The organism is Arthrobacter sp. EPSL27 (genome assembly GCF_001512305.1).
GTDB lineage: Bacteria > Actinomycetota > Actinomycetes > Actinomycetales > Micrococcaceae > Arthrobacter.
Genome location: NZ_LNUT01000005.1, coordinates 307,696 through 332,064 on the forward strand (window position 1 = coordinate 307,696; position 24,369 = coordinate 332,064).

A 24,369-nucleotide genomic window follows, 5' to 3' on the forward strand; every position below is an offset into this window, starting at 1 on the left:
GTTACTCTGGGAGCACCGGCCGTTCGTTTTCCCCGGGAACCGCCCGGGAATCCATGCCCGCGTCCACGCCGCCGTCCGAGGAGTGCAGCAGATGACCCAGCCCGTAGCGTTTGTCACCGGAGCCTCCACCGGCATCGGTTTTGAGGCCGCCTGGAAGCTCGCCGCCCGGGGCTTCACCGTGTACGCCGGTGCCCGCCGGGTGGAGAAGATGGAGCCGCTCAAGGCCCACGGCGTAACGGTCGTGGAGCTGGACGTCACCGACGAGGATTCCATGAGCGCCGCCGTCGGGCAGGTCATCGCCGCCCACGGCCGGGTGGACGTGCTGGTGAACAACGCCGGCTACGGGTCCTACGGCTCGCTGGAGGAAGTCGAGCTGGCCGAGGGGCGGCGGCAGTTCGACGTCAACGTCTTCGGGCTGGCACGGATGACCCAGCTGGTGGTTCCCGGGATGCGGGCCGCGGGGCGGGGGAGGATCATCAACGTGTCCTCGATCGGCGGGAAGATGTATGAGCCGCTGGGCGCCTGGTACCACGCCACGAAGTTCGCCGTGGAGGGCCTCAGCGATTCACTGCGCCTCGAACTCAAGCCCCACGGCGTCGATGTGTGCATTATCGAGCCGTCAGGGACCGAATCGGAGTGGGGCGTCATCTCGGGCGACAGCCTGCTCGCCACATCCGGCCACGGCCCTTACATGGACCAGGCAAAGGTGGTGGCGGCGGCGCTGGCGTCCACCGTGGGCTCAACGATGTCGACGCCCCCGGGGGTCATTGCCGACGCCATCGTCCACGCCGCGACGTCCCCGAAGCCCAAGACCCGCTATCCCGTGGGCAAGGGCGCCCGGGCCATCCTGCTGCTGCGGCGGGTGCTGCCGGACAGGGTGTTCGACGTCGTCATCTGGAACATCTACAAGCGGTTCCCCGCGTAAGACTGCCCGGACGTCAGGCGTCGGTCAGATCCGGTATTCGATCAGGTATTCAGCGGGATCGACGGCGGCCTTGGTCTCGCGCTGCGCGTCCCGGTGCCGCCACGTGGCGGGCACGCCCGTGAGGATTGATTCGGCCGGGGCGTCCTTGACCACCACGGCGTTGGCGCCCACGGCGCTGTCCCGGCCGATGGTGATGGGGCCGAGGATCTTGGCGCCCGCGCCGATCACCACGCGGTCCTCGATGGTGGGGTGCCGCTTGACCTTGGCCAGGGAGCGGCCGCCGAGGGTGACGCCGTGGTAGATCATGACGTCCTCGCCGATTTCGGCGGTCTCGCCGATCACCACGCCCATGCCGTGGTCGATGAAGAAGCGGCGGCCGATCGTGGCGCCGGGGTGGATCTCGATCCCGGTGAGGAACCGGGCCAGCTGAGAGACCAGCCGTGCAGGGAACCGCAGCGCCGGGTTCTGCCACATCCGGTGCGTCAGGCGGTGCAGCCAGATCGCGTGCAGGCCGGAGTAGGCAAAGAAGTTCTCAAAAGAACCTCGAGCCGCCGGGTCATGAGACCGGGCGGCGTCGAGGTCTTCCTTCAGTCTTGCGAAGAAGCTCACAAAGACCTTTCTACGAAATCTTGGGGCACGGCCGGGTGTCAGCCGCGGATGTCGTCGTACAGCACGGTGGAGATGTAGCGCTCACCGAAGTCGCACACAACAGCAACAATCAGCTTACCGGCGTTCTCGGGGCGCTTGGCCAGTTCCAGGGCAGCCCACACGATCGCGCCGGAGGAGATGCCGCCCAGGATGCCTTCCTTGACGCCAAGGTCGCGGGCCACGCGGACCGAGTCCTCAAGGGTGGCGTCGATGACCTCGTCGTAGATGTTGGTGTCGAGGATCTGCGGGACAAAGTTGGCGCCGAGGCCCTGGATCTTGTGCGGGCCCGGTGCGCCGCCGTTGAGGATGGCGGAGTCCTTCGGCTCGACGGCGATGATCTGCACGTCGGGCTTGCGCTCCTTGAGCACCTGCCCGACGCCGGTCACGGTTCCGCCGGTGCCGACGCCGGCGACGAAGATGTCCACCTTGCCGTCCGTGTCGGCCCAGACTTCCTCGGCCGTCGTCTGGCGGTGGACCTCGGGGTTGGCCTCGTTGGCGAACTGCTGGGCCCAGATGGAGTTCTCCGTGTTGGCGACGATCTCCTGGGCCTTTTCGACGGCGCCGCGCATGCCCTCGGAACCCGGGGTGAGCACAATCTCGGCACCGTAGGCGCGCAGCATGACCCGGCGTTCGGTGGACATGGTCTCCGGCATGGTCAGGATGACCTTGTAGCCGCGGGCAGCGCCCACCATGGCCAGGGCGATGCCGGTGTTGCCGGAGGTGCCTTCGACGATGGTTCCGCCGGGCTTCAGGGCCCCGGACTTCTCCGCGGCGTCGATGATCGCGACGCCGATGCGGTCCTTGACGCTGTTGGCCGGGTTGTAGAACTCCAGCTTGACGGCCACCGTGGCGTCCAGTCCTTCGCTCAGCCGGTTGAGCCGGACCAGCGGGGTTCCGCCGACCAGCTGGGTAACATCGTCATAGATCCGTGCCATGGGTGTCTGCGCCTGTCTGTCGAAGAGGGAATGCTGAGGTCAGCTTAACGAGGGCTTTCGGACCCTAGCTAAGCATTAAGCCATGCAGAGTAATATTTCCTGGCCTTGGCCAGCTTCGGATTAATGATCACCTGGCAGTAGCCCTGCTCCGGGAACTTGGCGAAGTAGTTCTGGTGGATTTCCTCCGCCCGGTGGAACACGGGAAGCCTGCTGACCTCCGTGACGATCGGGTGCGCCCACAGCTCCTGGTTCCGGTCGATCGCCTCCTCAAAGAGGATCTTCTCCTCGGTCGTTTCGTAGAACATCGAGGAGCGGTACTGGGTTCCGACGTCGTAGCCCTGGCGGTTGAGGGTGGTGGGGTCGTGCAGCGCGAAGAACATGTCCAGGATGACCTCCGCGGGGATGACCTCCTCATCGAACGTCACGGCCACAACTTCGGCGTGGCCTGTGGTTCCGGAGCACACGGAGTAGTAGTCCGGGTCGCGGTCATGGCCTCCGGTGTAGCCCGAAACGACCTCGCTGACACCGTTGGTTTTCTGGTAGACGGCGTCGAGGCACCAGAAGCAGCCTCCGCCGAGGACAAAAGTTCTCATGCTCTCTTCAATGGTTGAAGGGCCCCGATGATTCCCGGCGTCTGCGGGGGAGCCCGGTCGATAGGGTAAAAATGTGGGTATGGAACCTGAAAACACCGACGTTTCAGCCACGCAGGCCGAAGAAAACGATGCCGCCGGCAACGGGTCCGGGGAAGCTGCCGAGGCTCCCACGCTGGGCACCGTCCTGCTGGCCGTCGAGGAACTGTGGCCGGAATCCCTCGCTGAAGACTGGGACGAGGTGGGCCTTGTGGCCGGCCATCCGTCCGCACCGGTGGGCAAGATCCTTTTCGCCGTCGATCCCACCCTCGAGGTGATCGAGGAGGCCATCGAGTTCGGTGCCGAGCTGCTCATCACCCACCATCCGCTGCTGCTCAAGGGGGTCACGTCGGTCGCGGCGACCACCGCGAAGGGGCGGGCCATCCATCGGCTGATCGAGTCGGGGACGGGCCTGCTGACCGTGCACACCAACGGGGATTCCGCCGTCGGGGGCGTCTCCGATGTCCTGGCGGACGCGCTGGGGCTGCAGAACGTCGAGCCGCTGACCCAGGCGGCAAACGGCCTGCCGGAAGAAGGCATCGGGCGGGTGGGTGACCTCGACGACGTCGTCACCCTGGGCGACTTCGCCGCCCGCGTCTTCGGCATCCTGCCTTCGGTCGCCGGCGGCGTGCGCGTTTCGGGGGACAGGGACGGGCTGGTGCGCCGTGTGGCGGTGTGCGGCGGCGCCGGGGACTCACTCCTCGGCGAGGTCCGGGCGAGCAACGCCGACGTTTTCCTGACGGCGGACCTCCGGCACCATCCGGCGTCGGAAGCCCGCGAGGCGGCGGTCAACGACCGGCCCTACCTGATCGACGTTTCACACTTCGCCAGCGAGTGGCTGTGGCTGCCGGCCGCCGCCGAGGCGCTGGGCAATGTGCTGAGCGACCAGGGCCACGACGTCGAGATCCGGGTCAGCACCACCAACAGCGACCCGTGGGACTTCATTCTGACTCCGGGCTAAGCCTGGGGAGCACGCTACGCGCTAGAGTCTAGGGAGCGCCGCGCAGGCGCCCGGCTTCGGCCGGCAGGGAACAAGCGGAGGTAAATAGTGGCCAAGGCAGCACCGGCGGAACAGTTGAAGTTGCTCGAATTGCAGGGACTTGATGCGAAGCTCAAATCCCTGTTCAACCGCCGCCGGAGCCTTGAAAGCGACTCCCGCATCACCGATCTCGAAGCCGCCCTTGCTGTGGCCAACGGCGAACTGGGCGCCGCGAAGGTGGCCGTCCACGACGCCGAACTCGAGCTCAAGCGCGCCGAAGCGGACGTCGAGCAGGTGGCCTCCCGGATTGAACGCGACGAGGCCAGGCTCAACAGCGGCACCGGGCTGTCCAAGGACCTGGTGGCCCTGCAGCGCGACCTTGTTTCCCTGAACAAGCGCCGCTCCGACCTTGAGGACGTGGAACTGGAAGTCCTGGAGCGGCTCGATTCCCTCCGCCTGCGCCAGGCTTCCCAGCAGCAGATCGTAGACGACATCCAGGGCTCCTTCGGGGCCATCCGTGCCGAGCTGGACGAGAAGCTCGCCGAGATTGCCGCCGAGGCCACCGTGGTGCGCGGCAAGCGTGCCAAGTTCGCCGACGGCCTGGACGCCGGACTGCTGGCCATCTACGAGAAGACCCTTGCCAAGCGCGGGGTCGGCGCGGCCCGCCTCTTCCACGGAACGTCCGAGGGGTCCGGCATGCAGCTGAGCCCGGGAGACCTCGCCGACATCAAGGCCGCAGCGGAGGACGACATTGTCTTCTGCCCGGACTCCGGCTGCATCCTGGTCCGCTCCGCCGAATGGGCCTAGGACCCTGCTGACCGCGGGGCAGCTGTCCCGCAAGCCGGGCACCTGTCCCGCTAGCCGGGCAGGATGATGTTGAGGGCGTGCGGCTTCCGGGCCGTGCCCTCGACAAGCTCCGCGGTCCACTTCTCGGCCGCGGCCTTCTGCAGCTGCGCGGGGGTCTGCGGCGCCTTGCCCCTCCGGGCCAGCAGGTGCCGGGCCAGCTCGCCGCGGGTGTGTTTGGCGAAGTGGCTGACCACCTTCCGCACGCCGCCCGCCTCCGTGAACACGTTCACGGCAACGGTCTGCGCCGGCGGGGGAGCCCACGCCGCGGCGTACGTGCTCGAGCGGCAGTCCACCAGCAGCTCCCCGTCCGCGGCCTCCGCGAGGGCCGCCGAAAGCTGCGGCTTCCAGAACGACGCAAGGCGACCGACGTCGGGCAGTGCGGTCCCCATGGAAAGCCGGTAGGCGGGCACACGGTCGCCGAACCGGATGGCTCCCCAGAGTGCGGAGATCACCAGGACGGTTTCATCGGCCTTGCGCTTCTGCGCCGGCGTCAGGGAGTCGTAGCCCAGCGCGTCGTACAGAACGCCGGAGTAGACCTGGTGGGCGGGGGCGGCCGGCTCGGCGTGCAGCCGGGTGTTGCGGTCGACGTCGGCCTGCAGCGAGGGCCCCACGCCCAGGAGCGACAGCGCGTCCTGGTGCGCACTGACCGTTCCGAGCCCGTCCAGCACCTTGGCGCGGCAGGCGTTCAGCGCGGGAAAGCTCAGGGCGGACCAGTCGATGGTGTCGCCGGCCGTGGCGGGGGTCTTGCCTTCGGAGGGCGGGAGCAGAATCAGCACCGGTCAATCTTAGCCGTGCGGTGTCCCCGTTCTCTGTGACTGCTGACCGGGCCCGGGTGCAGCTCAGCCGAGGTGGCGGCCCAGGAAAGCCAGCACGTCGGGCAGGATCGAACGCCAGTAGCTGTCGTCGTGCCCGCCGGGCTGGAACCCGCCGTCGACGGCGCCCGGCAGTCCGGCGCGGTAGTCCCGGACCGTGGCGGCCAGATCGTCCCCGGTGCCGCAGTCGATCCTCTTGGGCAGCGCCGCGAGGGCTGGCCGGAGCGCGAACACATTGTGGGCAGCGAAGTCGGCCGGGCCGTCGAAGGCGCCTTCCAGCCGCGGATCATATGCCGCCCAGACCGCGGGACTCATGGCCGCCACGGCCCGGACCCCGGGCAGCCTGCCCTGTGAGGCGAGCAGGAGGGCGCCGAAGCCTCCCATGGAAAGCCCGAACAGGCCGATCCTGCCGAGGTCGAACCCCAGCCGGCCGAGCTGCGGCGCGAATTCCTGCACCAGCATCGCCTGGGTGTCGGTACCGTCTGCCCGGCGGTGCCACCAGGTGTCGCCGCCGTCCACGGCCGCCAGGGCAAACGGCGCGCCGCCCGCGGCGAGATGCCGCTCCAGGGCCTCAGCGCCAGCCAGGCCCTCCAACAGGACGGAGTGGTCGCCGCCGCGCCCGTGCAGGAACACCGCCACAGGCAGTTCGGGTTGCGCGCCGCCCGGCGGCAGGTCCGGCGCGGCCAGCGACCAGTGGGTGGCGGTCCCCGGACGGAAAGCGGAGACGAACTGGCCCGTGCTGGTGCGGACGGCCACAGCGGCGGCGGCGCCGAAACCGGGGCCGCCGCCGGGTTGGTGGGAGAGTCCGTCTCGACAGGGGTGAGCCCGGCCGTGCACGCCGTGAGCGCGGCCGTGCTCACCCCGGTCGAGACAGTTGCTGCCAGTTGCAGCAGCCGGCGCCGGGACAGGACGGACGGATCCATGCCCCGATCTTAGGCCCGGCAGCCCGTCGTGTCGCAGGACGGGTCTGCGCTGACCGTAGAATGGACTGCGGATGGGTTGACCAGGCGGCCGCGCGTCACGCAAGTGGCTCGAGGAACGTCCGGGCTCCGCAGGGCAGGGTGGTGGGTAACGCCCACTCGGGGTAACCCGCAGGCCAGTGCCACAGAGAACAGACCGCCTGCATGCGGCGCGTGCTTGCGCGCGCGGCAGGGCAGGTAAGGGTGAAACGGTGGTGTAAGAGACCACCAGCTTCCCGGGTGACCGGGAAGGCTAGGTAAACCCCACCCGGAGCAAGGCCAGACAGGGCACGTTTGAGGGCTGCCCGCCCGAGTGCCCGGGTAGGCTGCTGGAGGGCGTCGGCAACGGCGTTCGTAGATGGATGGCCGCTACTCCCGCGCTGGTAACGGCGCGGGAACACAGAACCCGGCGTATCGGTCAACCCATCCACTCACTGAATCGTTGCGGCGGCAGCGCGGCGCCGCCGGCCTCCGACAGCGGCCCTGCCGGCCGCTTTTCCGCCCCGCCGCCCGCCCACCGGCCTCCTCCCGCTGTGCGTCAGACCAAACTGATTGCTTGACATCCTTTCTACGGAACCAGAGACTGCAGGGAACGCTTCAAGCAGCGGTGGATTTTGCGAACAGCATAGGAGCCAGAATGCCGGATGACGCAGCATACGACTATGTGATTGCCGGGGGCGGCAGCGGCGGCAGCGTTCTGGCCGGCAGGCTCAGCGAAGATCCCTCGGTCCGCGTCCTGCTGCTCGAAGCCGGCAGATCCGACCGGCACCCCTTCATCCATGTCCCGGCAGGCTTCCCGAAGCTGAAAGGCAGCCCGTACCAGTGGGACTACGCCAGCATCCCGCAGCCGCACAGCAACGGCCGCCGCATACCCCTCACCCAGGGCCGCGTCCTGGGCGGCGGGGGCTCCATCAACTCGCAGGTCTTCACCCGCGGCGTCGCTGAGGACTACGACAGCTGGGTGACGGACTTCGGCTGTGAGGGCTGGTCCGCGTGCGAGGTGAACCAGTACTTTGTGCGCTCCGAATCGAACAGCCGGCTCTCGGCGCCGCACCACGGGACCGACGGCCCGCTCGGTGTTTCCGACCCCCAGCGCCCGCACAAGCTGTCAGCGGCCTTCGTCAAGGCCGGCCAGGAGTTCGGGCTGCCGTACAACAGCGACTTCAACGGCGCCGACCAGTACGGTGTGGGCTTCTACCAGACCACCACCAAGAACGGCCGCCGGTGCAGTGCGGCCGTGGCCTACCTCAAGCCCGCCCGGAAACGGCCCAACCTGACTGTCCGCGCCAACGTGACCGTCTCCAAGGTGATCATCAGGAACGGCCGGGCCGTCGGGATCCAGGCGATCGAAGGCGGAAGCGTGCGGACGTACAGCGCCAACCGCGAGGTGATCGTCTCGGCCGGTGCCTTCGGTTCGCCCAAGCTGCTGCAGCTCTCCGGCATCGGCGATCCGGCGGACCTGGCGGCTGCCGGGATCGAGACCGTCCATGCGCTGCCCGGCGTCGGCAAGAACCTGCATGACCATTGCGACGTCGACATTGTCTACGAACTCACGGACTACCACAGCCTGGACCGGCTCAACCAGGTGCGGCCGGCCACCGTGCTGGCCGGCGTCGAGTACCTTGCCTTCCGGTCAGGACCTTTCGCCTCAAACCTGGTCGAGGCGGGCGGGTTCAGCTACGCCAACAAGGACGAGAAGAGCCCCGACCTGCAGTTCCACTTCCTGCCGGCCGCCCGGGTGGGAACGGCCGCCGAAGCGCTGAAGCCCGGGTTCGGGGCCACGCTGAACTCCTACTTCCTGCGTCCGCGCAGCCGGGGAACGGTCCGGCTCGCGTCCTCGGACCCCAGCAAGCCGCTGCTCATCGACCCGAACTACCTTGCCGATGACTACGATCTTGAGATGTCCATCGCCGGGGTCAAGCAGAGCCGCGAGATCATGAGCCAGTCGTCCATGGCGTCGCTGGTCAAAGCGGAGCGCATCGGGGACGGCACACGCGTGGAAACCCGCGACGAGTACGTCAACTTCGTACGGTCCTACGGGCGGACCTCCTACCACCCGGTGGGCACCTGCGCCATGGGAACCACTGACCAGTCCGTCGTCTCGCCGCGCCTGAACGTCCATGGGCTTGAGGGCCTGCGCGTTGTCGACTCCTCGATCATGCCCCGCCTGGTCAGTGCCAACACGCAGGCGCCCACCATCATGATCGCGGAGAAGGCCGCGGACATGATCCTCGCCGACGCTAACTAGAACGTTTCCCCTGAAGCCGGGGCGGATCAGCGCGTTTCCAGCTGCTCCGCCAGCTCCCAAGGGGTGTCCGTGAAGATTCCGTCGGCACCGCCGGCCCGCAGCCGTGACGCGGTTGCCGCGTCGTTGACGGTGTAAGGCCACACGGTCAGGCCGGAGTCCTTCAGCCGGTGCAGGTACTCCGGGGTGATGCCCTTGTGCGGGCCCACATGCCCGATCCCCGCCGCGGTGATCGACGCCGGATCGGGCTCGTCGCCGTTCCGAACGAGGTACAGCACCTGCAGGCCGTGCCCGGCCAGGGCCTGGGCTGCGGGGAAGCTGAAGGTCTGCACCACCACCTTCTCCTGGATGCCGCGCCGCAGGATGGACTGCGCAAAGGCAGCCAGGTCGATGGCGGGATCCTTCACCTCGGGGACCAGGACGTTCCGGCCCCCGTACAGGTCCAGCATTTCCTCCCACGTGGTGGGCGTGCCCTCGGCGCCGCCCGACGGGTGCTTGATGCGGGCCGCAGCCCACTGGGCCGGCGTAATGTCACCGGGACGTCCGGTGACTCCCGTCATGGTCCGTTCGGCGGCGTCGTCGTGCAGGGGGACAAGGGTCCCGTCCCGGAGCTGCCGCAGGTCCGTCTCGATGGGGAACTCCGTCTTGCTCACGGCCTCGAAGGCTTCCGCCGAGGACTCCGGGTAGACCAGTGCACCGCCGCGGTGCGCCACCAGGGTGAACCCGACCGCCGTCGGGATGCCGGGTCCGGGACCTGACGCCGGCGGCGGCACCGGAGACGGTGACCCCGCCGGCGTGCCCGCGCCCGTGGCCGCGCAGCCGGTGCACAGCACCACGGCAAGTACCAGGAACCCCATCTTGACCATCGCCCCAGCCTAGCGGGGCAGGATCCGGTGTGAGTCATTTCACCCACCGCTGGGCACGGGCCCGGCCGGTCCGCCCGTAGAATGGGTGGTGAACGTAGAAGTTCTGCCGCCGGGTCTGCGTTCGCAGCCGGCGGTTTTTCTTTGCTCGTCACAGGCGCCCCGGGGTGGACCGAATCCCCGGCGCCGAGGTGCCGGATAACCTCCGGCAGCCGACTTCCGCATACGAGGGCGTATGTGGTGGATTTCTAGGAAGGTATTTCTGTGAGCCAGACGTCAGATTCTTGTCTTGATACGTGGATGGGCCGGGAGGCGCTCGCCGAGGCCATGATCCCGGTGATCGGCCGGCTGTACCGTGAGAACAACGTGGTGACGTCCATCCATGGCCGCAGCCTGATCAACAAGTCCACCATGAACATCCTCAAGGCGCACCGCTTCGCCCGCCGGATGAGCAAGGAAGAACTGCGCCTCGAGGAGACCGCTCCTCTGCTGGACGCCCTGACCAAGCTGGACCTCGGCGCCGCGGCGATCGACATCGCCCGCCTCGCCGAGAAGTACCGGGTCGAAGGCGACGGCGCCAGCCTGGATGAGTTCCTCCGGAAGGAACTCGCCGAGGTTGTTGGCAAGCGCGGCGGCGACGACCGCACCAGCACCGACGTCGTCCTCTATGGCTTCGGCCGCATCGGCCGACTTCTGGCCCGCCTCCTGATCGAAAAGGCCGGCGGCGGGCACGGCCTGCGGCTGCGCGCCATCGTGGTCCGCCGCGGATCGGACAACGACCTCGCCAAGCGCGCAAGCCTCCTGCGCCGCGACTCGGTCCACGGTTCCTTCGAAGGCACCATCAAGGTGGACACCGAGAACGACACCATCACCGCCAACGGCGTCCAGATCCAGGTCATCTACTCGGACAACCCCGCGACCGTGGACTACACCGCCTACGGCATCCACGACGCCCTGGTTGTTGACAACACGGGACGCTGGCGCGACGCCAAGGGCCTGTCCCAGCACCTCCAGAGCAAGGGCGTTGCCCGCGTGCTGCTCACCGCTCCGGGCAAGGGCGAGCTGAAGAACATCGTGCACGGCATCAACCACACCGCGATCACCGATTCGGACACCATCGTCTCGGCCGCCTCCTGCACCACCAACGCCATCACCCCGGTCCTGAAGGCCATCAACGACCGCTACGGCGTGGTCCATGGCCACGTGGAGACCGTGCACTCCTTCACGAACGACCAGAACCTCATCGACAACTTCCACAAGGGCGACCGCCGCGGCCGCTCCGCGGCGCTGAACATGGTCATCACCGAGACCGGCGCCGCCACCGCGGTGGCCAAGGCCCTGCCGGAGCTCCTGGGCAAGCTGTCCGGAAGCTCCATCCGGGTCCCCACCCCGGACGTGTCGCTGGCCATCCTGAACCTGAGCCTGGAAAACGGCACCACCAAGGACGAGGTCAACGACTACCTGCGGGAAATGTCGCTGCACTCGGACCTCCGCAAGCAGATCGACTACATCGATTCGCCCGAGGTGGTCTCCACCGACTTCGTCGGCTCACGCCGCGCCGGCATTGTCGACGGCCTCGCCACCATCTCCAACGACAAGAACGTCATCCTCTACGTCTGGTACGACAACGAGTTCGGCTACAGCTGCCAGGTGGTCCGCGTGATGGAGGAAATGGCCGGCGTGAACCCGCCGTCGTTCCCCGCCAAGGACGCAGCCGCCACCCTGGAAGCTGCCGGCCTCCCCGTCGAGGTCACGGCCTAATACTCCGGCCCTGAAAGCTGTTCTGTTCTGTCTTTCCCGGCCGATACCTCTGGAATCGGCCGGGAAAGCGCACCACAATGGTGCAATGGAACAGAACCCGGCAGTGGAGCACGAAACCACCCTGGAACACGCGCTGGACGTCGCGCGGCACAACGTCAAGGAAGCCAAACGGCTGCTCGACGACGCCCGCGCCAAACATGCGGCCGGTGAGGTCGACGAGTCGCGGGTCCAGCAACTCGAATCGCTGATGGCCCTCGCCAACGAGGACCTGGTGCGCGTCACGAAAGAGAACTGAGGCGCACTCGTCCTCCACACTGTGGAGAACCCCGGCTGCACCGGGGGAGCGGCCTAGGCTTCAGGGGTGGAGAGTTTTGACTCCGTCCCGGAACTGGCATGTCGCTGACGTGGGCGGAGTTCCGGAAGGAACGACGGCGGTCCCGCCAGGCGTGGGCGCTGCTGGCTGCCGCTGCCCTCGCCGTTGTTGCGGGGCTCGGCTGGTTCTTCACCGCAGGCCAGTTCGACGCCGTCGGCCCGCCGGCAGACGGCCCCAGCGAGGCTCCCGTGCTTGCGCCCGGCTGGATGGACGCGGTCCTCTCCGTGCGGCCGGTCCCATCCGGGCCCGCAACGGCGCTGCTGGACGCGCTCCCGGTCAAAGGCCGTGCCGGCCGGGACAACTACGATCGCAGCGCCTTCGGCCAGGCGTGGCTGGACGTGGACCGCAACGGCTGCGACACGCGCAACGACATCCTCCGCCGCGACCTGGCGGACACCACGTTCACAACGGGGTCCCGCTGCCTGGTGGCCGCGGGATCGTTCCGGGAACCCTGCACCGGCCATGAGGCATCGTTCCGCCGGGGTGCCGAGAGCAGCGCGGCGGTGCAGATCGACCACGTCGTGGCGCTGGGGGATGCCTGGCAAAAGGGGGCCCAGCAGCTGACACCTGTGCAGCGCCAGCACCTGGCGAACGACCCGCTGAACCTGATCGCCGTCGACGGCGACGCGAACCAGGACAAGGGTGCGTCCGACGCCGCCACCTGGCTGCCGCCGAACAAGAACTTCCGCTGCCACTACGTCGCCCGGCAGATCTCCGTCAAGGCGGCCTACGGCTTGTGGGTCACGCCGGCCGAGAGGGACGCCATGAAGCGCATCCTGGGGTCCTGCCCCGGACAGCAGACGGTGGGGGCTGCGGCGCGGTAGGTCAGGTGCGTTCGTTCCGGGACTGCGCGGCGAGCCCGGCCTCCAGCCGTTCCACGTCCTCGCGGTGGCAGAGTTCGGTGGCCGTCGTGGTCACAGTGGCGCTTCCGGCGGCGACGGCGGCCCGGAGCGCCTCCTCGAGGGTGCGGCCCTGCGCCAGGCGCAGCACGAACGCGGCCAGGAAACTGTCGCCGGCCCCAACGGTGCTGCGGACCGTCACCTGGGGCACAGCCATCCGGAGAACGCCCGACGCCGAGGCGAGCACGGCACCACCTCCGCCCAGGGTCAGGGCAACGTGCTCCGCGGAGCCGTGCGCCACCAGTGCCCTGGCCGCCTCCACCTGGCTCCCGGGGCTGTCCAGAGGTGCGCCGAAGTGCAGCCCCAGCTCGCGCCGGCTCGGCTTCACCAGGAACACCCCCTCGGCGAGGGCTTCGGACAGCGCCGGGCCGGAGGCGTCCACGATGCAGCGCGCACCATGCAGGCGTGAGAGCCGGGCCACACGGGCGTAGAAGTCGTCCGGAACGCCGGGCGGAAGGCTTCCGCTGGCCACCACGTACCCACCGACCGGGATCGAATCCGCCACCAGCGCCAGGCACAGGCGCCACTCGGGCTCACTCAGTTCGGGGCCCTGCAGCACAAAGCGGAACTGCCGGCCCGTCGTCGTCTCATCGACGGTGAAGTCCTCGCGGGTGCTGCCTTGGATCGGCACCGCGAGGGTGGGGACGCGCTCGGCTTCAATCAGCCGGCGGTACGCCTCGCCGGTGGGTCCGCCGGCAGTGTAGACAGCCAGGGTCCGCCCGCCCAGGCGCTGCACCACCCGGGACACGTTGATGCCGCCGCCGCCCGGATCCAGCCGGCTGGTGTGGCAGCGCAGCTTGTGGCCGCTGATGACCTCTTCCGTCGCGGTGCTGACGTCCAGGGCGGGGTTCACCGTGAGCGTGAGGATGGGCTGCATCGCTGTCCGGCCGGGGGCTTCCATGGCCCCAGCATAGGCACCCGGGTTGCCGTTGTCCCGGGCGGACGTCCCCTTGTGGGCCGCGGGCCGCTCGGCGAGAATGGGCGCGGCGGGCAAGAGCGGCAGCTAGTGCGGCAGGAACAGTCCGCCATACCGCAGGGACGGGACGGTAACCATGGCACATCCAAAGGCCGGCACCGGCAGAGCCAGCTCCGCCAGAGGCAGCTCCGGCAAGAAACCCTCGGGCCGGAAGGGGGCCAAGGGGGACCCGGATCGCCCCGGGCGGCTGGGCCTCGCTGTCTACGAGGCCGAGCTGGTCCGGCTCCAGTCCGAGCTGGTGGCGCTGCAGGAATGGGTCCGCAGCACGGGCGCCCGGGTGCTGGTGATCTTCGAGGGCCGCGACGCCGCCGGGAAGGGCAGCGCCATCAAGCGGGTCACCGAATATCTGAATCCGAGGGTTGCCCGCATTGTGGCACTGCCGGCCCCCACGGAGCGGCAGCGGGGGGAGTGGTACTTCCAGCGCTATGTGGCGCATCTTCCCGCCGCGGGAGAAATCGTGCTGATGGACCGCTCCTGGTACAACCGGGCCGGCGTCGAGCATGTCATGGGGTTCTGCACCCCGGCCGAACACAAACGCTTTATGGCCCAGTGCCCGGTCTTTGAGCGGCTGCTGATCCAGGACGGCATCCTGCTGTTCAAGTACTGGTTCTCGATCAGCCATGCGGAGCAGGAACGCCGGTTCAAGTCCCGGCTGGACGATCCACTGCGGCAGTGGAAGCTCTCCCCGATGGACCGGGAAGCGATTCTCCGCTGGGAGGACTACTCGCGTGCGAAGGACGACATGTTCATGCAGACGGACACCGCCGAATCGCCCTGGTACGTGGTGGAGGCGGAGGACAAGCGCCGGGCCCGGATCAACATGATCGCCCACCTGCTCTCCAGCATTGACTACACCGAAGTGCGGACCGAACCCGTGACCCTGCCCGAACGGCCGAAAGCCGTGAACTACACCCGCCCGCCGCGGGAGCTGTTCCGGTACGTACCGGATCACGCCGGCAAGCTGCAGCGGCCGGACGAGGGCTGATCCGAAGTTTCCTGCCCTTTGGTCGGACCTGCCTTTTGGTCGGACAGGGACGGTAGGGTACCGGCATGGACATCATCCTCGTACCCGGATTCTGGTTGGACGCCGCCTCGTGGGAGGAGGTCACCCCGCCGCTCGTAGCGGCCGGGCACCGGGTCCACCCGCTCACGCTGCCCGGGCTCGAATCGGTCGACGCGCCGCGCGCCGGCATCGGGCTGCGGACACACATCGACGCTGTGGTGGACACTATCGACGCCTTTGAGGCCCCGGTAGTGCTGGTGGGCCATTCAGGCGGCGGCGCCATCATCCACGGCGCCGTCGATTCCCGGCCGGACAAGGTCCGCCGGGCCATCTACGTCGACAGCGGCCCGCTCGGCGAGGGCGGCGTGATCAACGATGAACTGCCCGACGACGGCGACGACGTGCCGCTTCCGCCGTGGGAGCTTTTCGAGGACGAAGACCTCACCGACCTCGACGAGGAACTGCGGGCCGCGTTCCGGGCCCGTGCCGTCCCGCAGCCCAAGGGCGTGGCGCAGGACAAGCAGCGGCTGCACGACGAGCGCCGCTACGACGTCCCCGCCACCGTCATCGCGTGCGAGTTCCCCTCAGCGATGCTCAAGGAGATGATCGACGCCGGCCACCCGTACGTTGCGGAGCTCGGACGCATCCGCGACGTCGACTACGTGGACCTTCCGACCGGTCACTGGCCGCAGTTCACCCGGCCGGCGGAGCTGGGCGCGGCCATCCTGGCCGCCGTCGACCGGACGGCGTGAGCCCGGGGCTTAGTGGCCGAAGGGGTCCGGGTCCACGCCCGGCATCCAGGTCAGCCCGGGCACGCCCCAGCCGCTCTTTTTGGCCTGCTTCATGGCCTTGCGGGCGTAGCGGTCGATCAGGCGGTTGACGTACAGCTTGCCGTCGAGGTGGTCATACTCGTGCTGCATCACCCGGGCGAACCAGCCGGTCGCCTCGAACGAGATCGGGTTGCCGTCACCGTCGAAGCCCTCCACCCGGGCCCACTCGGCGCGTTTGAGCGGATACTGTCCGCCGGGGAAGGACAGGCAGCCTTCCTCTTCCTCGTCCGGATCCGGCAGCGCGCCGGAGACCTTGGAGAGGGTCAGCACCGGGTTGACCACGACGCCGGTGGGCGGGGCACCGTCGTCGTTTTCGTATTTGTAGACAAACAGGCGTTTTCCCACGCCCACCTGGGGTGCGGCGAGCCCGACGCCGTTGGCGGCGTCGTTGGTCTCGAACATGTCGGCGATCAGGGTCCGGAGTTCGTCGTCGAAGACTTCAACCTCGGCGGCCCGGCGGTGCAGCACGGGCTCACCCCAGATGGTGATGGGCAGAACGGTCATGTCAGGAAAGTTCCTCTGGTGCTGGGCTGTGATTTTGCGGGAGGCTGGTCAGTCCGCGATGGTGCGGCCGACGACGTCGCGCATGATTTCGTTGGTGCCGCCGAAGATGGTCAGCAGCCGGGCGGCCAGGTAGGCCTGCGCCACGGGGTATTCCAGGATGTAGCCGTAGCCGCCGTGCAGCTGCAGGCAGCGGTCGGTGACGGACTTGGCGCGCTCGGACGCCCACAGCTTCGCCCGGGCTGCGCCTGCGGCATCGAGTTCACCGGCGTTGAAGGCCAGGACGGCCTGGTCCACGTACGCTTCGGTGACCTCAACCTCGGTGAGGATGTCCGCGAGTTCGAAGCGGCTGTTCTGGAAGTCGATGATCCGCTCGCCAAAGGCGTTGCGTTCCTTCGTGTAGCCGACGGTGGCCTCGTAGACGGCGCGGACGACGGCGGAGCTCGCCACTGCGATCGCGAGCCGGCCCTGGGGGAGCTGCTCGGCGGCGTACTGCAGACCCTTGCCCTCTTCGCCGACGAGGTCGCCGTGCGGAACCCGGACGTTGTCGAAGAACAGCTCCGCGGTGTCCGAGGCCTTCAGGCCCATCTTGTCCAGCTGCTTGCCGGTGTTGTAGCCCTCCCCCTTCTGCACCATAAACAGGGAGAAGGAGTCGGCGTTGCCGCGGCCGGTGCCGCCGTCGGTGCGGGCCAGGACGAGGGAGGCGTCGCCGGAGATGCCGTTGCCGATGAAGGTCTTCTGGCCGCTGATCAGCCAGTCGTCGCCGTCGCGGACGGCCTTGGTGCGGATTCCCCGGAGGTCCGAGCCGGCGCCGGGCTCGGTCCAGGCCACCGACGTGACCTTTTCCCCGGAGACCATGCCCGGAAGCCAGCGGCTCTTGAGGTCATCCGAGCCGTAAGCCAGCAGGTGGGGGAGGACCAGGTCGTCGTGGAGGTGGAAGGCCAGGCCCACGGCGAGGTGGTTGCTCCTGGCGAACTCCTCATCCAGCACCGCGCGGAAGCGGTAGTCGCTCATGCCCATGCCGCCGAATTCCTCGGGGACCGCCAGGCCCAGCAGGCCCTGACCGCCGGCCGCCGTCCACAGCTCCCGGGACATCATGTGGTCCTTGTCCCACTGGGCGTAGTGCGGTGCCACCTCGCGGGTGTTGAACTCGGCCGCCACCTCACGGAACATCTCGTGGTCTTCTTCAAAAAGCTTGCGCTTCATTGCGGTTCCTTCCGTTCAAGGTTCCTGGCACGGGCAACTGGAGAGACAACAAAGGCCGCACCGGATAACCGGTACGGCCTTTGAAGAGGATCGGACAATTACTGCCGTCCTTCGTGAGGGTGAGCGACGGGGGTTGAACCCGCGACCTCCTGGACCACAACCAGGCGCTCTGCCAACTGAGCTACGCCCACCATGTGCCCCGCCATGCCCTCCGGTGAACCGGCGGGCTGAAAAGGCAACGACAAATAGCTTACCTGCTTCCGGGGGATGCTTTTGCCACTTTTGCGGTTTTCGGGAAAATTTTCCTCAAACGTGGCGCAGATTACACCCGGGGTGCAGGTGCGGGGTCACTTCACCGGGCTGGCGGCGGGGTCCCCAGCAGAGTCGCCAGCGGGATCCCCGGCGGGTGCCGGCTGGTCCGCTGCGCCCATGACCCGCTTGGCGATCCGCTGCGCCGTGGCGCTGTCCGGCCCGGGGGCGGGGACGAAGACGGCCTCGCGGTAGTAGCGCAGCTCGTCGATGGAATCCTGGATGTCACCAAGGGCGCGGTGGCCGCCGAGCTTGGCGGGGGACTGGAAGTAGGCCCGGGCGTACCAGCGCCGGGACAGCTCCTTGATGGTGCTCACGTCGATCACCCGGTAGTGCAGGTGCTCCACCAGCTCCGGCATGTCACGGACCAGGAACACTCTGTCGGTGCCCACGGAGTTGCCGCCCAGGGGTGCCTTCTTCGGGTCCGGCACCCACTTCTTGATGTAGTCCAGGACGATCGCCTGGGCCTCGGCCATGGTCTTGCCGTGGGGTAGTTCGGCCAGCAGACCGGAGCGCGTGTGCATGTCGCGGACGAAATCGTTCATCTGCGCCAGGGCGGCGTCGTCGGGCTTGATGACGACGTCGACGCCGTCGCCGAGGACATTAAGCTCGGAATCCGTCACCAGGGCGGCCACCTCGATGAGGGCGTCGTTGGTGGTGTCCAGGCCGGTCATTTCGCAGTCGATCCAGACGATGCGTTCATTAGATATAGGCACGCGCCCAGCCTACCGTTTCGTCGCCTCCGGGCGGTCCGATGCTAGGATTTCGGGTACGCGGGCGTCGAAATTTTTTCGTTCCCGCGGCGCTCCCCGGGCCTCATTCTGACGCCCGGCTGCGGGCGGTGACGAGCCCCACAACAGATTGGACGATCCTGAGATGACGGCGCCTGTGCCTGCGGCAGGGAAGACGGCTGCCGGCACGTCTCCGGCGGCACCTCTTGCTGAAGTGGACAACGCCCGTTCACCGCTGCTGGCGGGATTTGTCGGCTCGCTCTTTATGGCGATCGGGTCTCTCGGCGTCGGCTGGCTCGCCCCGGCCTCCGAACTCCGCCGGGTGCCGCTGTTCATCTGGATGCGCACCGAGGCCGTCGGCGTCGCCCTGTGCATTGTGCTGCTGGCTGTCGGCGGGATGCTGCTGGTCCGCGCCTGGCTGAGGCTGGGCCAGCGCGTGCGCGTCTGGGGGGCGGAGGCCCGCAAAGCCACGCTGCAGGCCGTCGTCCTGTGGGGGCTGCCCCTGATGTTCTCCGTGCCCCTGTTCAGCCGCGACGTCTATGCCTATATCGGGCAGGGCCGGCTGATGGTGGAGGGCTTCAACCCCTACGAAAACGGCATTTCCGCGCTGTCGAACTACTTCCAGCTCGGTGCCGACAAGATGTGGACCGAGGCGCCCGTTCCGTACGGCCAACTCTTCCTCTGGATCGAGCAGTTCGTGGTCTGGTCCACCAACGTGCACCCGGAAGCCAGCATCATGCTGTTCCGCCTGGCGGCGCTGATCGGGGTGGTGCTGTGCATCATCTACGTGCCCAAGCTCGCGGACCTGCACGGCGTCAACCCGCACCGGGCGCTGTGGCTCACCGCCGCGAACCCGCTGTTCCTCACCAACTTCATCGCCAGCGTCCACAACGACGCGCTGATGATCGGCCTGGCACTGGCCGGGCTCTACTACTGCGCCACCCGGCGGGTCATCTTCGGCCTGGTCCTGGTGACCCTGTCCATCTCGGTCAAGCCCATCACCATCGTCTTCCTGCCGTTCATCGGCCTGCTGTGGGCCGGCAAAGACGCCGGCTGGCCGCGCAAGTTTGTGTTCTGGGGCCTCACGGCAGGCATCAGCCTGGGGCTGCTGTACGCCATGAGCATGGTCAACGGCTTCGGGTTCGGCTGGATCAACGGGCTTTCCGCCCCGGGCAGCATCTGGATCTGGTACGCCCCGGTGGGGCTGCTCGGCCTGGTGGTGGCTTCGATCTCCAACGCCTTCGGACTGGACGGCTGGGGCCTGGCCAAGTGGGTGTACGACGCCGGCAAACTCCTGGCGGTGGGCATCATCGCCTGGCAGATCTTCCGCGGCGACTACGACCGCCTGATCCGCAGGCTCACGCTGGCGTTCGCCGCCGTCGTGGTCCTGGCCCCGATGATCCAGTCCTGGTACGTGGTGTGGCTCATCCCGCTCTTCGCGGTGACCGGCATCCGGGATGACTGGCAGGTCAAGGCCCTGTACTTCATCGTGTCGTTCTTTATGGTCTACGCGATCTCGGACCAGCTGGAAGTCTTCCCCTACCTGCAGACCGCCGACCTCGGCCTGGCGCTGGCCCTGGCCCGCAACGCCGCGGCGATCATTGCGCTGCTCTTCGCCCTCTACCTGATCTTCCTCGACCCCAAGACCAAGATGCTCTTCAGCAAGTCCGAGGAACCGGTCACCACCCGCCCGGTCATCTGAGCTTCGGCGGGGCTCGCTGACTGGCGGCAGCGCCACGCTCCTCCCGCGGGGCTCCGGCCTGCGGATCGCCCGCAGGCCGGAGGACGACTCAGTGGTGGGGAACAGGATTACTGCGTCCTTGGACGCGACGCAGTTGATAGATGCCGCTCAGCGCGTTGAAGCCAAAGGGGTATACGTCAGGGTCCTAAGGGCCAGGTCTCCTGCGCCGGCCACCAGCTTGAACGACTGCTTTTCCGACTTTGGGAACACCAGTGACGTGAGCGTCTTCTCCCCGTCATTGATGAAGACTTCGAGGGACGAGTGGTCAACGAACACGGTCAGGTCCACGCTGCCGTCCCCGGCCGGAACCGGGGCGGTGCGTCGCTCGGCGAACAGCGGTCCAAGGTCTGCACCCCCGTCCGCCGGCTGTTCACGCGTGACAAAGGCTGTCCCGGCCGTGAAGTCGTAGCCCACGGTTGCGAAGATTGAGTCTTCGCTCGCCAACTGCAGAAGCGCCTCGGCCGGGTTGCCGTCCCCACCGTCCGTTGCGGAGCGCTCGATGGTCAGGTCCAGCCGGTAGGCACCGCCTTGGACAGCGGGAAGGCCTGCAGTGCCTGCCGCGGTAATTGGTGTTGGGCCGGTAGAGGAGGCTTCCCCTTCAAGGCGGGCCAACGTCTGTGACGGGCTTGAGACGAGTGTCGGTTTCCCTTCCACGGTCTTGAGCCGGATATCACGCACGATAGAGTCCATCCCGCCGTGCCAGTCGTCTGTGGGGAGTTTCCGGGCGTAGTCCCAGTTGTTGATCCAGCCCAGGGCCTGCCGCGACTGCATCCGCTGCCCGTCCGTGAGCCGGGGATCGTCCCAGGTCACCGCAGCGTAGAAGTCGGAGCCGGCGTCCAGCCACTGATGCTTGTCAGTGGCAGGCGTGAACGTGTGGCCGTCCCAGGTTCCAGTCCAATAGGCGACGCCGGTTGTCCTGCCTTCTTCGGTTCCATTTCCGCTGGCTGCCAGGACCCAGGTCCGCTTCGCGGGGTCGCCGTCCAGGTCCAGCTGGAACAGGTCCGGGCATTCAAGGACGCCGAGGCCGGGCAGCTCAACGCTCGAGGCGTACCGCCACGTCTTGAGGTCCTGCGATGTGTACATTCCCAGCTTGCCGCCCTCGGCCAGGATCATCAGCCATTGCCCGTTTGCGTCATCGCGGACGATCTTTGGGTCGCGCCAGTGTTCCTCCCCGGGATTCTCCATCACGGGGTTTCCCTCGTAGGCGGTAAAACTGTAGCCGCCGTCGTTTGAATGGAAAAGAGACTGCCGCTGGACCCCTTCGTCCTGCTGCGTCAGGACCGAAATGACGGCGCCGTATCCGAAGCCGGCCGTGTTCTGGTAGTCCACCACCGCACTGCCCGTTTCGATGTCGCCCAGCCCGTTTTCGTACTTGTGGATGGCAACGCCTTCGTCCTTCCACGTCAACAGGTCGGTGCTGGTGAGGTGGTACCACTCGGTGCCGTTGCCCTCAGGGTAGTCAGCGTTGTACAGGTAGTAGTAGTGCCAGAGTCCGTCCAGGAAGAAGGGGCGCTGCGGGTCGTTCATCCAGTCCTTGCCGGGCGTGATGTGGTACGCCGGGCGGTACTGCGAAGAGCCGGCAGGACGCTCAGGCGATGTCCCCGGGGCCGGTGTCCGGTCGATTCTGCCGAGGTCGCCGAGCATGGCATCAACGGCTTCAGGCGTGATGCAGTCCGGCCGGCGGACTTCCCCTGCCCCGGCCTGCTGTGTTTGATCATCGAGGCTTGATCGTAGGAAGACGTCGCTGCCGGTCCGGGCTGCGGCAACCCACCCGTCGGGGCAGGTGATGCTGCGGAGATCCTCCACTCCGGCGGACCGGATGGGTTGGCCGTCCTCCAGCGTACGATCGCCCCCTGAGAGCCAATATGTGCCGTAAGTGCCTCGGGAAGCCTTGAGCGCGGACTGTGCCGAGGCAACGTTCTCCAGGGCGCTTTCAGCCCTGTTCGCGGCCGTGTCCGGCGTGTGGATCTGGGGAATGAACGCCACCAGGGCGGCCAGCAGGGCGCTGGCAGCCAGCGCCACGGCGAACCAGGTGCTACGGCTGGCGGCGGGTAAAGACAGGTTCCATTTGTGGGACATCATGGCCGTTCGGGTAGGGCCGGTACCGGCAAAAAGGGGCGGGGACGCCATTCCGGCGCCCCCGTCCGTTACCTCTTGCCAGGCCGTCGCGACAGGCGGTGGCCTGGCGGGCGGTGGAAACTACTTGTAGAGGCCCTCGCCGCCAACTTTGACGTTGGTGGGCAGGTAGCCGAACGGCCCCAGGCCGTTTTGGCCGAAGCTGCGGTCCACCTCGGAGACGCCATCGCGGAAGTTGATCTTGACGGTGGGGGACAGCGATCCGCCCCTGACCCCGTTGACGTTGTCGATGAAGGACTGGACCAGGCCGCCGGGCTGCACATAGTGCGAGTAGGCCTGGAACTGCCGGCCGTTCTGGTTGGGGGTGGGCGCTTCCGGGGATTCGGAGGGCAGGTTGAGGTCGGTCGGTGAGGCCAGCGCCAGGCCGCTGTTGTTCATCGGCTGGTAGTCGGAACGGACGCCGTCGCCTACGAAGCCGTAGACACCGTCCGGGCCGCGCATACCGGCCGCATAGGTGAACTGGTGGCTGATGGTGAACAGGTAGTACTTGTTCTTGCCGCCTTCGTTCTGGATGAAGATCTGCGGGCGCTCGGTCTGGTCGTTGACGCAGTTGGCGGAGAGGATGGGCGGCAGGAAGGACCACTTTGTGAGGTCCTTGTTGTCCGCCACGGCCAGGCCGACGTTCGCCGTCTGGTAGTAGGCGCCGCTGCTGTTGACCTCAGCTACGGATTCGGCGTTCGCGTCGCCCGGGCGGTATCCGAGGTCCTCGGCCTTGCACTCGTAATCACCGCGGGTTCCGCCGGTGTTGCCTTCGAAGACCATGTACGTCTTGCCCGGGTGGGCGGGATCTTCGAACGTGTAAGGGTCGCGGAAGGCAAAGCCCGGGTTCTGGGCCTTGGTCTGGTACATCGTGCCATCCGGTTCCAGCAGCTTGGTGTGCTGGAAGCCGTCGAAGGTGACGCCGTTCTTGTCGGCGTGGATCTTGCCCAGGGCCTTGGCGATGGCTGCGTCCGGGGCGACGCCGCCGCCACCGGCGTTGCGCTCGGCCACGTCGTAGAAGGTGGTGGCCGTGTAGAAGACGTTGACCTGATTGCCCTGCATCAGGCGGGTGGAACCGGACCATTCGGTGTTTCCGATAGAGGCGCCGTCGGCAAAGACGTGTCCGCCGTAGTTCCACTTGTCCGTGGCCGGGTCGGCGTTGGTCTTGCGGAAGAAGTAGCCAATCCGGGCGTTCCAGTGGCGCTGGTCGAACCCGTAGCCGGCGTCGCGGTCGGCGACCAGGGAGAACACGACGTCCCAGCCCTTGTAGCTGATCTGGTTCGCGTTCTCGTCGGTGAGGGACCAGGTGTCCCAGACCCAGACGTCCTCATTCATGGTGGGGAAGTCCTCGGGAATTTCCGGCATGGTGACGTTCGGGCTCATGGAGTTCACGCCGGGAGCTACCGTGGGGTCGCTCTGGGCCATGATCTGCTTGGCATCGGCGCGGGTCCACTTGGAGGTGAAGTCCGACGCCGGATCGTAGGCCTGCTGGCTGTGCGCGGTGGGAAGGGGGAAGCCCGGCGTCGGGGCCGGCATCTGCTGGGTTGCCGGCGGGTCCGACGGCTCGTTGGCGTGGGCGGCCGGAACGGCTAGGAGCGTGCTGACGGCAAGGGCCGCCAGGGTTGCCGCGGCAGCAGAGCGCTTCCGCAGCTTCCGGGGTTGATGGGGGTGGTGCTGAGGCATGGTGCTCTTCTCGGGGAGTTCGAAGCCATCTGTGGAAAAGGGTTTCCCGGCACTCCGGCTCCCCGATGACAAAGAGCTGTCGCGGGGACGCCTTTGTGGTGGGTGATAAGGGGTTCGTTCCCCTGTCATAGGCGGCTGGGGGTTTCCTGTGCTGCGCCTGCAAACACACTAGGCACGGCTTTGGAGGGGTTTCAAATCCCCCGACCTGTGGCCCCGCAGGGGTGGCGGGCGAGAATGTAAGCGCTTGCACCTTCCTTGTTGTGCGCGCGTGGCACAATCCGGCTGGATCAGTCAAGTATGTTGGGAAACTCACAGTTGGTGCGGGGCGCGGAGTCGGTGACAGGCCTCGTTACTGTGGTCGTTGGGTACGGTCCCATGAAAAGTGTCAGGGCCAGTCCCG

The 24,369-nt window shown here is 67.4% G+C and carries 22 protein-coding genes, 1 tRNA gene and 1 other RNA gene; 11 read left to right on the forward strand and 13 right to left on the reverse strand.

Features of this window, described 5'->3' with window-relative positions; translation table 11 throughout:
• The first annotated feature begins 91 nt into the window (after positions 1-91).
• Entirely contained in the window at positions 92-925 is an 834-nt protein-coding gene (locus AR539_RS12370) for an oxidoreductase (RefSeq protein ID WP_066437288.1), read from the forward strand.
• A gap of 24 nt (positions 926-949) precedes the next feature.
• Here AR539_RS12370 and epsC read toward each other — a convergent pair whose 3' ends face one another.
• From epsC to msrA, 3 genes are all read right to left on the reverse strand, one after another.
• Positions 950-1,534: a serine O-acetyltransferase EpsC gene (epsC, locus tag AR539_RS12375; protein ID WP_066437290.1), complete on the reverse strand. Its 585-nt coding sequence runs from the start codon at positions 1,532-1,534 to the stop codon at positions 950-952.
• Between the two features lie 38 nt (positions 1,535-1,572).
• Positions 1,573-2,508: a cysteine synthase A gene (gene cysK / locus AR539_RS12380; protein ID WP_066437292.1), complete on the reverse strand. Its 936-nt coding sequence runs from the start codon at positions 2,506-2,508 to the stop codon at positions 1,573-1,575.
• A gap of 68 nt (positions 2,509-2,576) precedes the next feature.
• On the reverse strand, positions 2,577-3,101 hold the full coding sequence (msrA, locus tag AR539_RS12385) for a peptide-methionine (S)-S-oxide reductase MsrA (protein WP_066437294.1): 525 nt from the start codon (positions 3,099-3,101) through the stop codon (positions 2,577-2,579).
• Between the two features lie 79 nt (positions 3,102-3,180).
• Here msrA and AR539_RS12390 point away from each other — a divergent pair, with 79 nt between their 5' ends.
• Both AR539_RS12390 and AR539_RS12395 read left to right on the forward strand, forming a co-directional pair.
• Positions 3,181-4,098: a Nif3-like dinuclear metal center hexameric protein gene (locus AR539_RS12390; protein ID WP_066437297.1), complete on the forward strand. Its 918-nt coding sequence runs from the start codon at positions 3,181-3,183 to the stop codon at positions 4,096-4,098.
• Positions 4,099-4,185: 87 nt separating this feature from the next.
• Entirely contained in the window at positions 4,186-4,923 is a 738-nt protein-coding gene (locus AR539_RS12395; RefSeq protein ID WP_066437300.1) for a zinc ribbon domain-containing protein, read from the forward strand.
• 50 nt (positions 4,924-4,973) lie between these two features.
• On the opposite strand, the gene AR539_RS12400 is transcribed toward AR539_RS12395, so the two are convergent.
• Complete coding sequence (locus tag AR539_RS12400) at positions 4,974-5,738, reverse strand: YaaA family protein (RefSeq protein ID WP_066437302.1); 765 nt, start codon at positions 5,736-5,738, stop codon at positions 4,974-4,976.
• Positions 5,739-5,801: 63 nt separating this feature from the next.
• Positions 5,802-6,530, reverse strand: a complete 729-nt coding sequence (locus tag AR539_RS12405; RefSeq protein ID WP_082699345.1) for an alpha/beta hydrolase — start codon at positions 6,528-6,530, stop codon at positions 5,802-5,804.
• Between the two features lie 239 nt (positions 6,531-6,769).
• Here AR539_RS12405 and rnpB point away from each other — a divergent pair.
• Together rnpB and AR539_RS12415 are read left to right on the forward strand one after the other, a co-directional pair.
• Positions 6,770-7,163, forward strand: an RNA gene (gene rnpB / locus AR539_RS12410) — RNase P RNA component class A.
• Between the two features lie 207 nt (positions 7,164-7,370).
• Positions 7,371-8,981, forward strand: a complete 1,611-nt coding sequence (locus AR539_RS12415) for a GMC family oxidoreductase (RefSeq protein WP_066437305.1) — start codon at positions 7,371-7,373, stop codon at positions 8,979-8,981.
• A gap of 26 nt (positions 8,982-9,007) precedes the next feature.
• Here the strand turns inward: AR539_RS12415 and AR539_RS12420 are convergent, their stop codons facing one another.
• The gene (locus AR539_RS12420; RefSeq protein ID WP_066437307.1) at positions 9,008-9,844 is read right to left on the reverse strand and encodes a glycerophosphodiester phosphodiesterase; all 837 of its coding nucleotides are present in this window, start codon (positions 9,842-9,844) and stop codon (positions 9,008-9,010) included.
• 261 nt (positions 9,845-10,105) lie between these two features.
• On the opposite strand from AR539_RS12420, the gene AR539_RS12425 reads away from it, so the two are divergent.
• The 3 genes from AR539_RS12425 to AR539_RS12435 all read left to right on the forward strand — a co-directional run bounded on the left by AR539_RS12425 (position 10,106) and on the right by AR539_RS12435 (position 12,799).
• Positions 10,106-11,602, forward strand: coding sequence for a glyceraldehyde-3-phosphate dehydrogenase (locus AR539_RS12425; protein WP_082699346.1), 1,497 nt, complete (start codon positions 10,106-10,108; stop codon positions 11,600-11,602).
• Between the two features lie 85 nt (positions 11,603-11,687).
• Positions 11,688-11,897 (forward strand): hypothetical protein, encoded by a 210-nt coding sequence (locus tag AR539_RS12430; RefSeq protein ID WP_066437312.1) that lies wholly within the window; start codon positions 11,688-11,690, stop codon positions 11,895-11,897.
• Between the two features lie 98 nt (positions 11,898-11,995).
• Positions 11,996-12,799 (forward strand): HNH endonuclease family protein, encoded by an 804-nt coding sequence (locus AR539_RS12435; protein ID WP_066437315.1) that lies wholly within the window; start codon positions 11,996-11,998, stop codon positions 12,797-12,799.
• 1 nt (position 12,800) lies between these two features.
• On the opposite strand, the gene AR539_RS12440 is transcribed toward AR539_RS12435, so the two are convergent.
• Entirely contained in the window at positions 12,801-13,775 is a 975-nt protein-coding gene (locus AR539_RS12440) for a 1-phosphofructokinase family hexose kinase (protein ID WP_197410631.1), read from the reverse strand.
• A gap of 151 nt (positions 13,776-13,926) precedes the next feature.
• On the opposite strand from AR539_RS12440, the gene ppk2 reads away from it, so the two are divergent.
• Together ppk2 and AR539_RS12450 are read left to right on the forward strand one after the other, a co-directional pair.
• Entirely contained in the window at positions 13,927-14,835 is a 909-nt protein-coding gene (gene ppk2 / locus AR539_RS12445) for a polyphosphate kinase 2 (RefSeq protein ID WP_082699347.1), read from the forward strand.
• A 65-nt stretch (positions 14,836-14,900) separates the two neighbouring features.
• Positions 14,901-15,605 (forward strand): alpha/beta fold hydrolase, encoded by a 705-nt coding sequence (locus AR539_RS12450; RefSeq protein WP_066437320.1) that lies wholly within the window; start codon positions 14,901-14,903, stop codon positions 15,603-15,605.
• Between the two features lie 9 nt (positions 15,606-15,614).
• Here the strand turns inward: AR539_RS12450 and def are convergent, their stop codons facing one another.
• From def to orn, 4 genes are all read right to left on the reverse strand, one after another.
• Positions 15,615-16,187: a peptide deformylase gene (def, locus tag AR539_RS12455; protein WP_066437322.1), complete on the reverse strand. Its 573-nt coding sequence runs from the start codon at positions 16,185-16,187 to the stop codon at positions 15,615-15,617.
• Between the two features lie 48 nt (positions 16,188-16,235).
• Entirely contained in the window at positions 16,236-17,390 is a 1,155-nt protein-coding gene (locus AR539_RS12460; protein WP_066437325.1) for an acyl-CoA dehydrogenase family protein, read from the reverse strand.
• A 118-nt stretch (positions 17,391-17,508) separates the two neighbouring features.
• Positions 17,509-17,581: transfer RNA gene (locus tag AR539_RS12465), tRNA-His, on the reverse strand.
• Positions 17,582-17,737: 156 nt separating this feature from the next.
• Positions 17,738-18,373 carry an oligoribonuclease gene (orn, locus tag AR539_RS12470; protein ID WP_066437327.1) on the reverse strand — a complete coding sequence of 212 codons (636 nt, stop codon included), beginning with the start codon at positions 18,371-18,373 and terminating at the stop codon, positions 17,738-17,740.
• 202 nt (positions 18,374-18,575) lie between these two features.
• Between orn and mptB the strand changes: the two genes are divergently transcribed.
• On the forward strand, positions 18,576-20,132 hold the full coding sequence (mptB, locus tag AR539_RS12475) for a polyprenol phosphomannose-dependent alpha 1,6 mannosyltransferase MptB (protein WP_197410632.1): 1,557 nt from the start codon (positions 18,576-18,578) through the stop codon (positions 20,130-20,132).
• A gap of 147 nt (positions 20,133-20,279) precedes the next feature.
• Here the strand turns inward: mptB and AR539_RS12480 are convergent, their stop codons facing one another.
• Positions 20,280-22,253: a glycoside hydrolase family 32 protein gene (locus tag AR539_RS12480; RefSeq protein WP_231728606.1), complete on the reverse strand. Its 1,974-nt coding sequence runs from the start codon at positions 22,251-22,253 to the stop codon at positions 20,280-20,282.
• Between the two features lie 117 nt (positions 22,254-22,370).
• Positions 22,371-23,969, reverse strand: a complete 1,599-nt coding sequence (locus AR539_RS12485) for a glycoside hydrolase family 68 protein (RefSeq protein ID WP_066437331.1) — start codon at positions 23,967-23,969, stop codon at positions 22,371-22,373.
• Positions 23,970-24,369 lie beyond the last annotated feature (400 nt).

Coding starts and splice junctions, on each gene's coding strand:
- AR539_RS12370 (WP_066437288.1), top strand. CDS start 92: ATGACCCAGCCCGTAGCGTTTGTCACCGGAGCCTCCACCGGCATCGGT.
- cysK (WP_066437292.1), bottom strand. CDS start 2,508: ATGGCACGGATCTATGACGATGTTACCCAGCTGGTCGGCGGAACCCCG.
- msrA (WP_066437294.1), bottom strand. CDS start 3,101: ATGAGAACTTTTGTCCTCGGCGGAGGCTGCTTCTGGTGCCTCGACGCC.
- AR539_RS12390 (WP_066437297.1), top strand. CDS start 3,181: ATGGAACCTGAAAACACCGACGTTTCAGCCACGCAGGCCGAAGAAAAC.
- AR539_RS12415 (WP_066437305.1), top strand. CDS start 7,371: ATGCCGGATGACGCAGCATACGACTATGTGATTGCCGGGGGCGGCAGC.
- AR539_RS12420 (WP_066437307.1), bottom strand. CDS start 9,844: ATGGTCAAGATGGGGTTCCTGGTACTTGCCGTGGTGCTGTGCACCGGC.
- AR539_RS12430 (WP_066437312.1), top strand. CDS start 11,688: ATGGAACAGAACCCGGCAGTGGAGCACGAAACCACCCTGGAACACGCG.
- AR539_RS12435 (WP_066437315.1), top strand. CDS start 11,996: ATGTCGCTGACGTGGGCGGAGTTCCGGAAGGAACGACGGCGGTCCCGC.
- AR539_RS12440 (WP_197410631.1), bottom strand. CDS start 13,775: ATGGAAGCCCCCGGCCGGACAGCGATGCAGCCCATCCTCACGCTCACG.
- ppk2 (WP_082699347.1), top strand. CDS start 13,927: ATGGCACATCCAAAGGCCGGCACCGGCAGAGCCAGCTCCGCCAGAGGC.
- AR539_RS12450 (WP_066437320.1), top strand. CDS start 14,901: ATGGACATCATCCTCGTACCCGGATTCTGGTTGGACGCCGCCTCGTGG.
- def (WP_066437322.1), bottom strand. CDS start 16,187: ATGACCGTTCTGCCCATCACCATCTGGGGTGAGCCCGTGCTGCACCGC.
- AR539_RS12460 (WP_066437325.1), bottom strand. CDS start 17,390: ATGAAGCGCAAGCTTTTTGAAGAAGACCACGAGATGTTCCGTGAGGTG.
- orn (WP_066437327.1), bottom strand. CDS start 18,373: ATGACCGGCCTGGACACCACCAACGACGCCCTCATCGAGGTGGCCGCC.
- mptB (WP_197410632.1), top strand. CDS start 18,576: ATGACGGCGCCTGTGCCTGCGGCAGGGAAGACGGCTGCCGGCACGTCT.
- AR539_RS12480 (WP_231728606.1), bottom strand. CDS start 22,253: ATGATGTCCCACAAATGGAACCTGTCTTTACCCGCCGCCAGCCGTAGC.
- AR539_RS12485 (WP_066437331.1), bottom strand. CDS start 23,969: ATGCCTCAGCACCACCCCCATCAACCCCGGAAGCTGCGGAAGCGCTCT.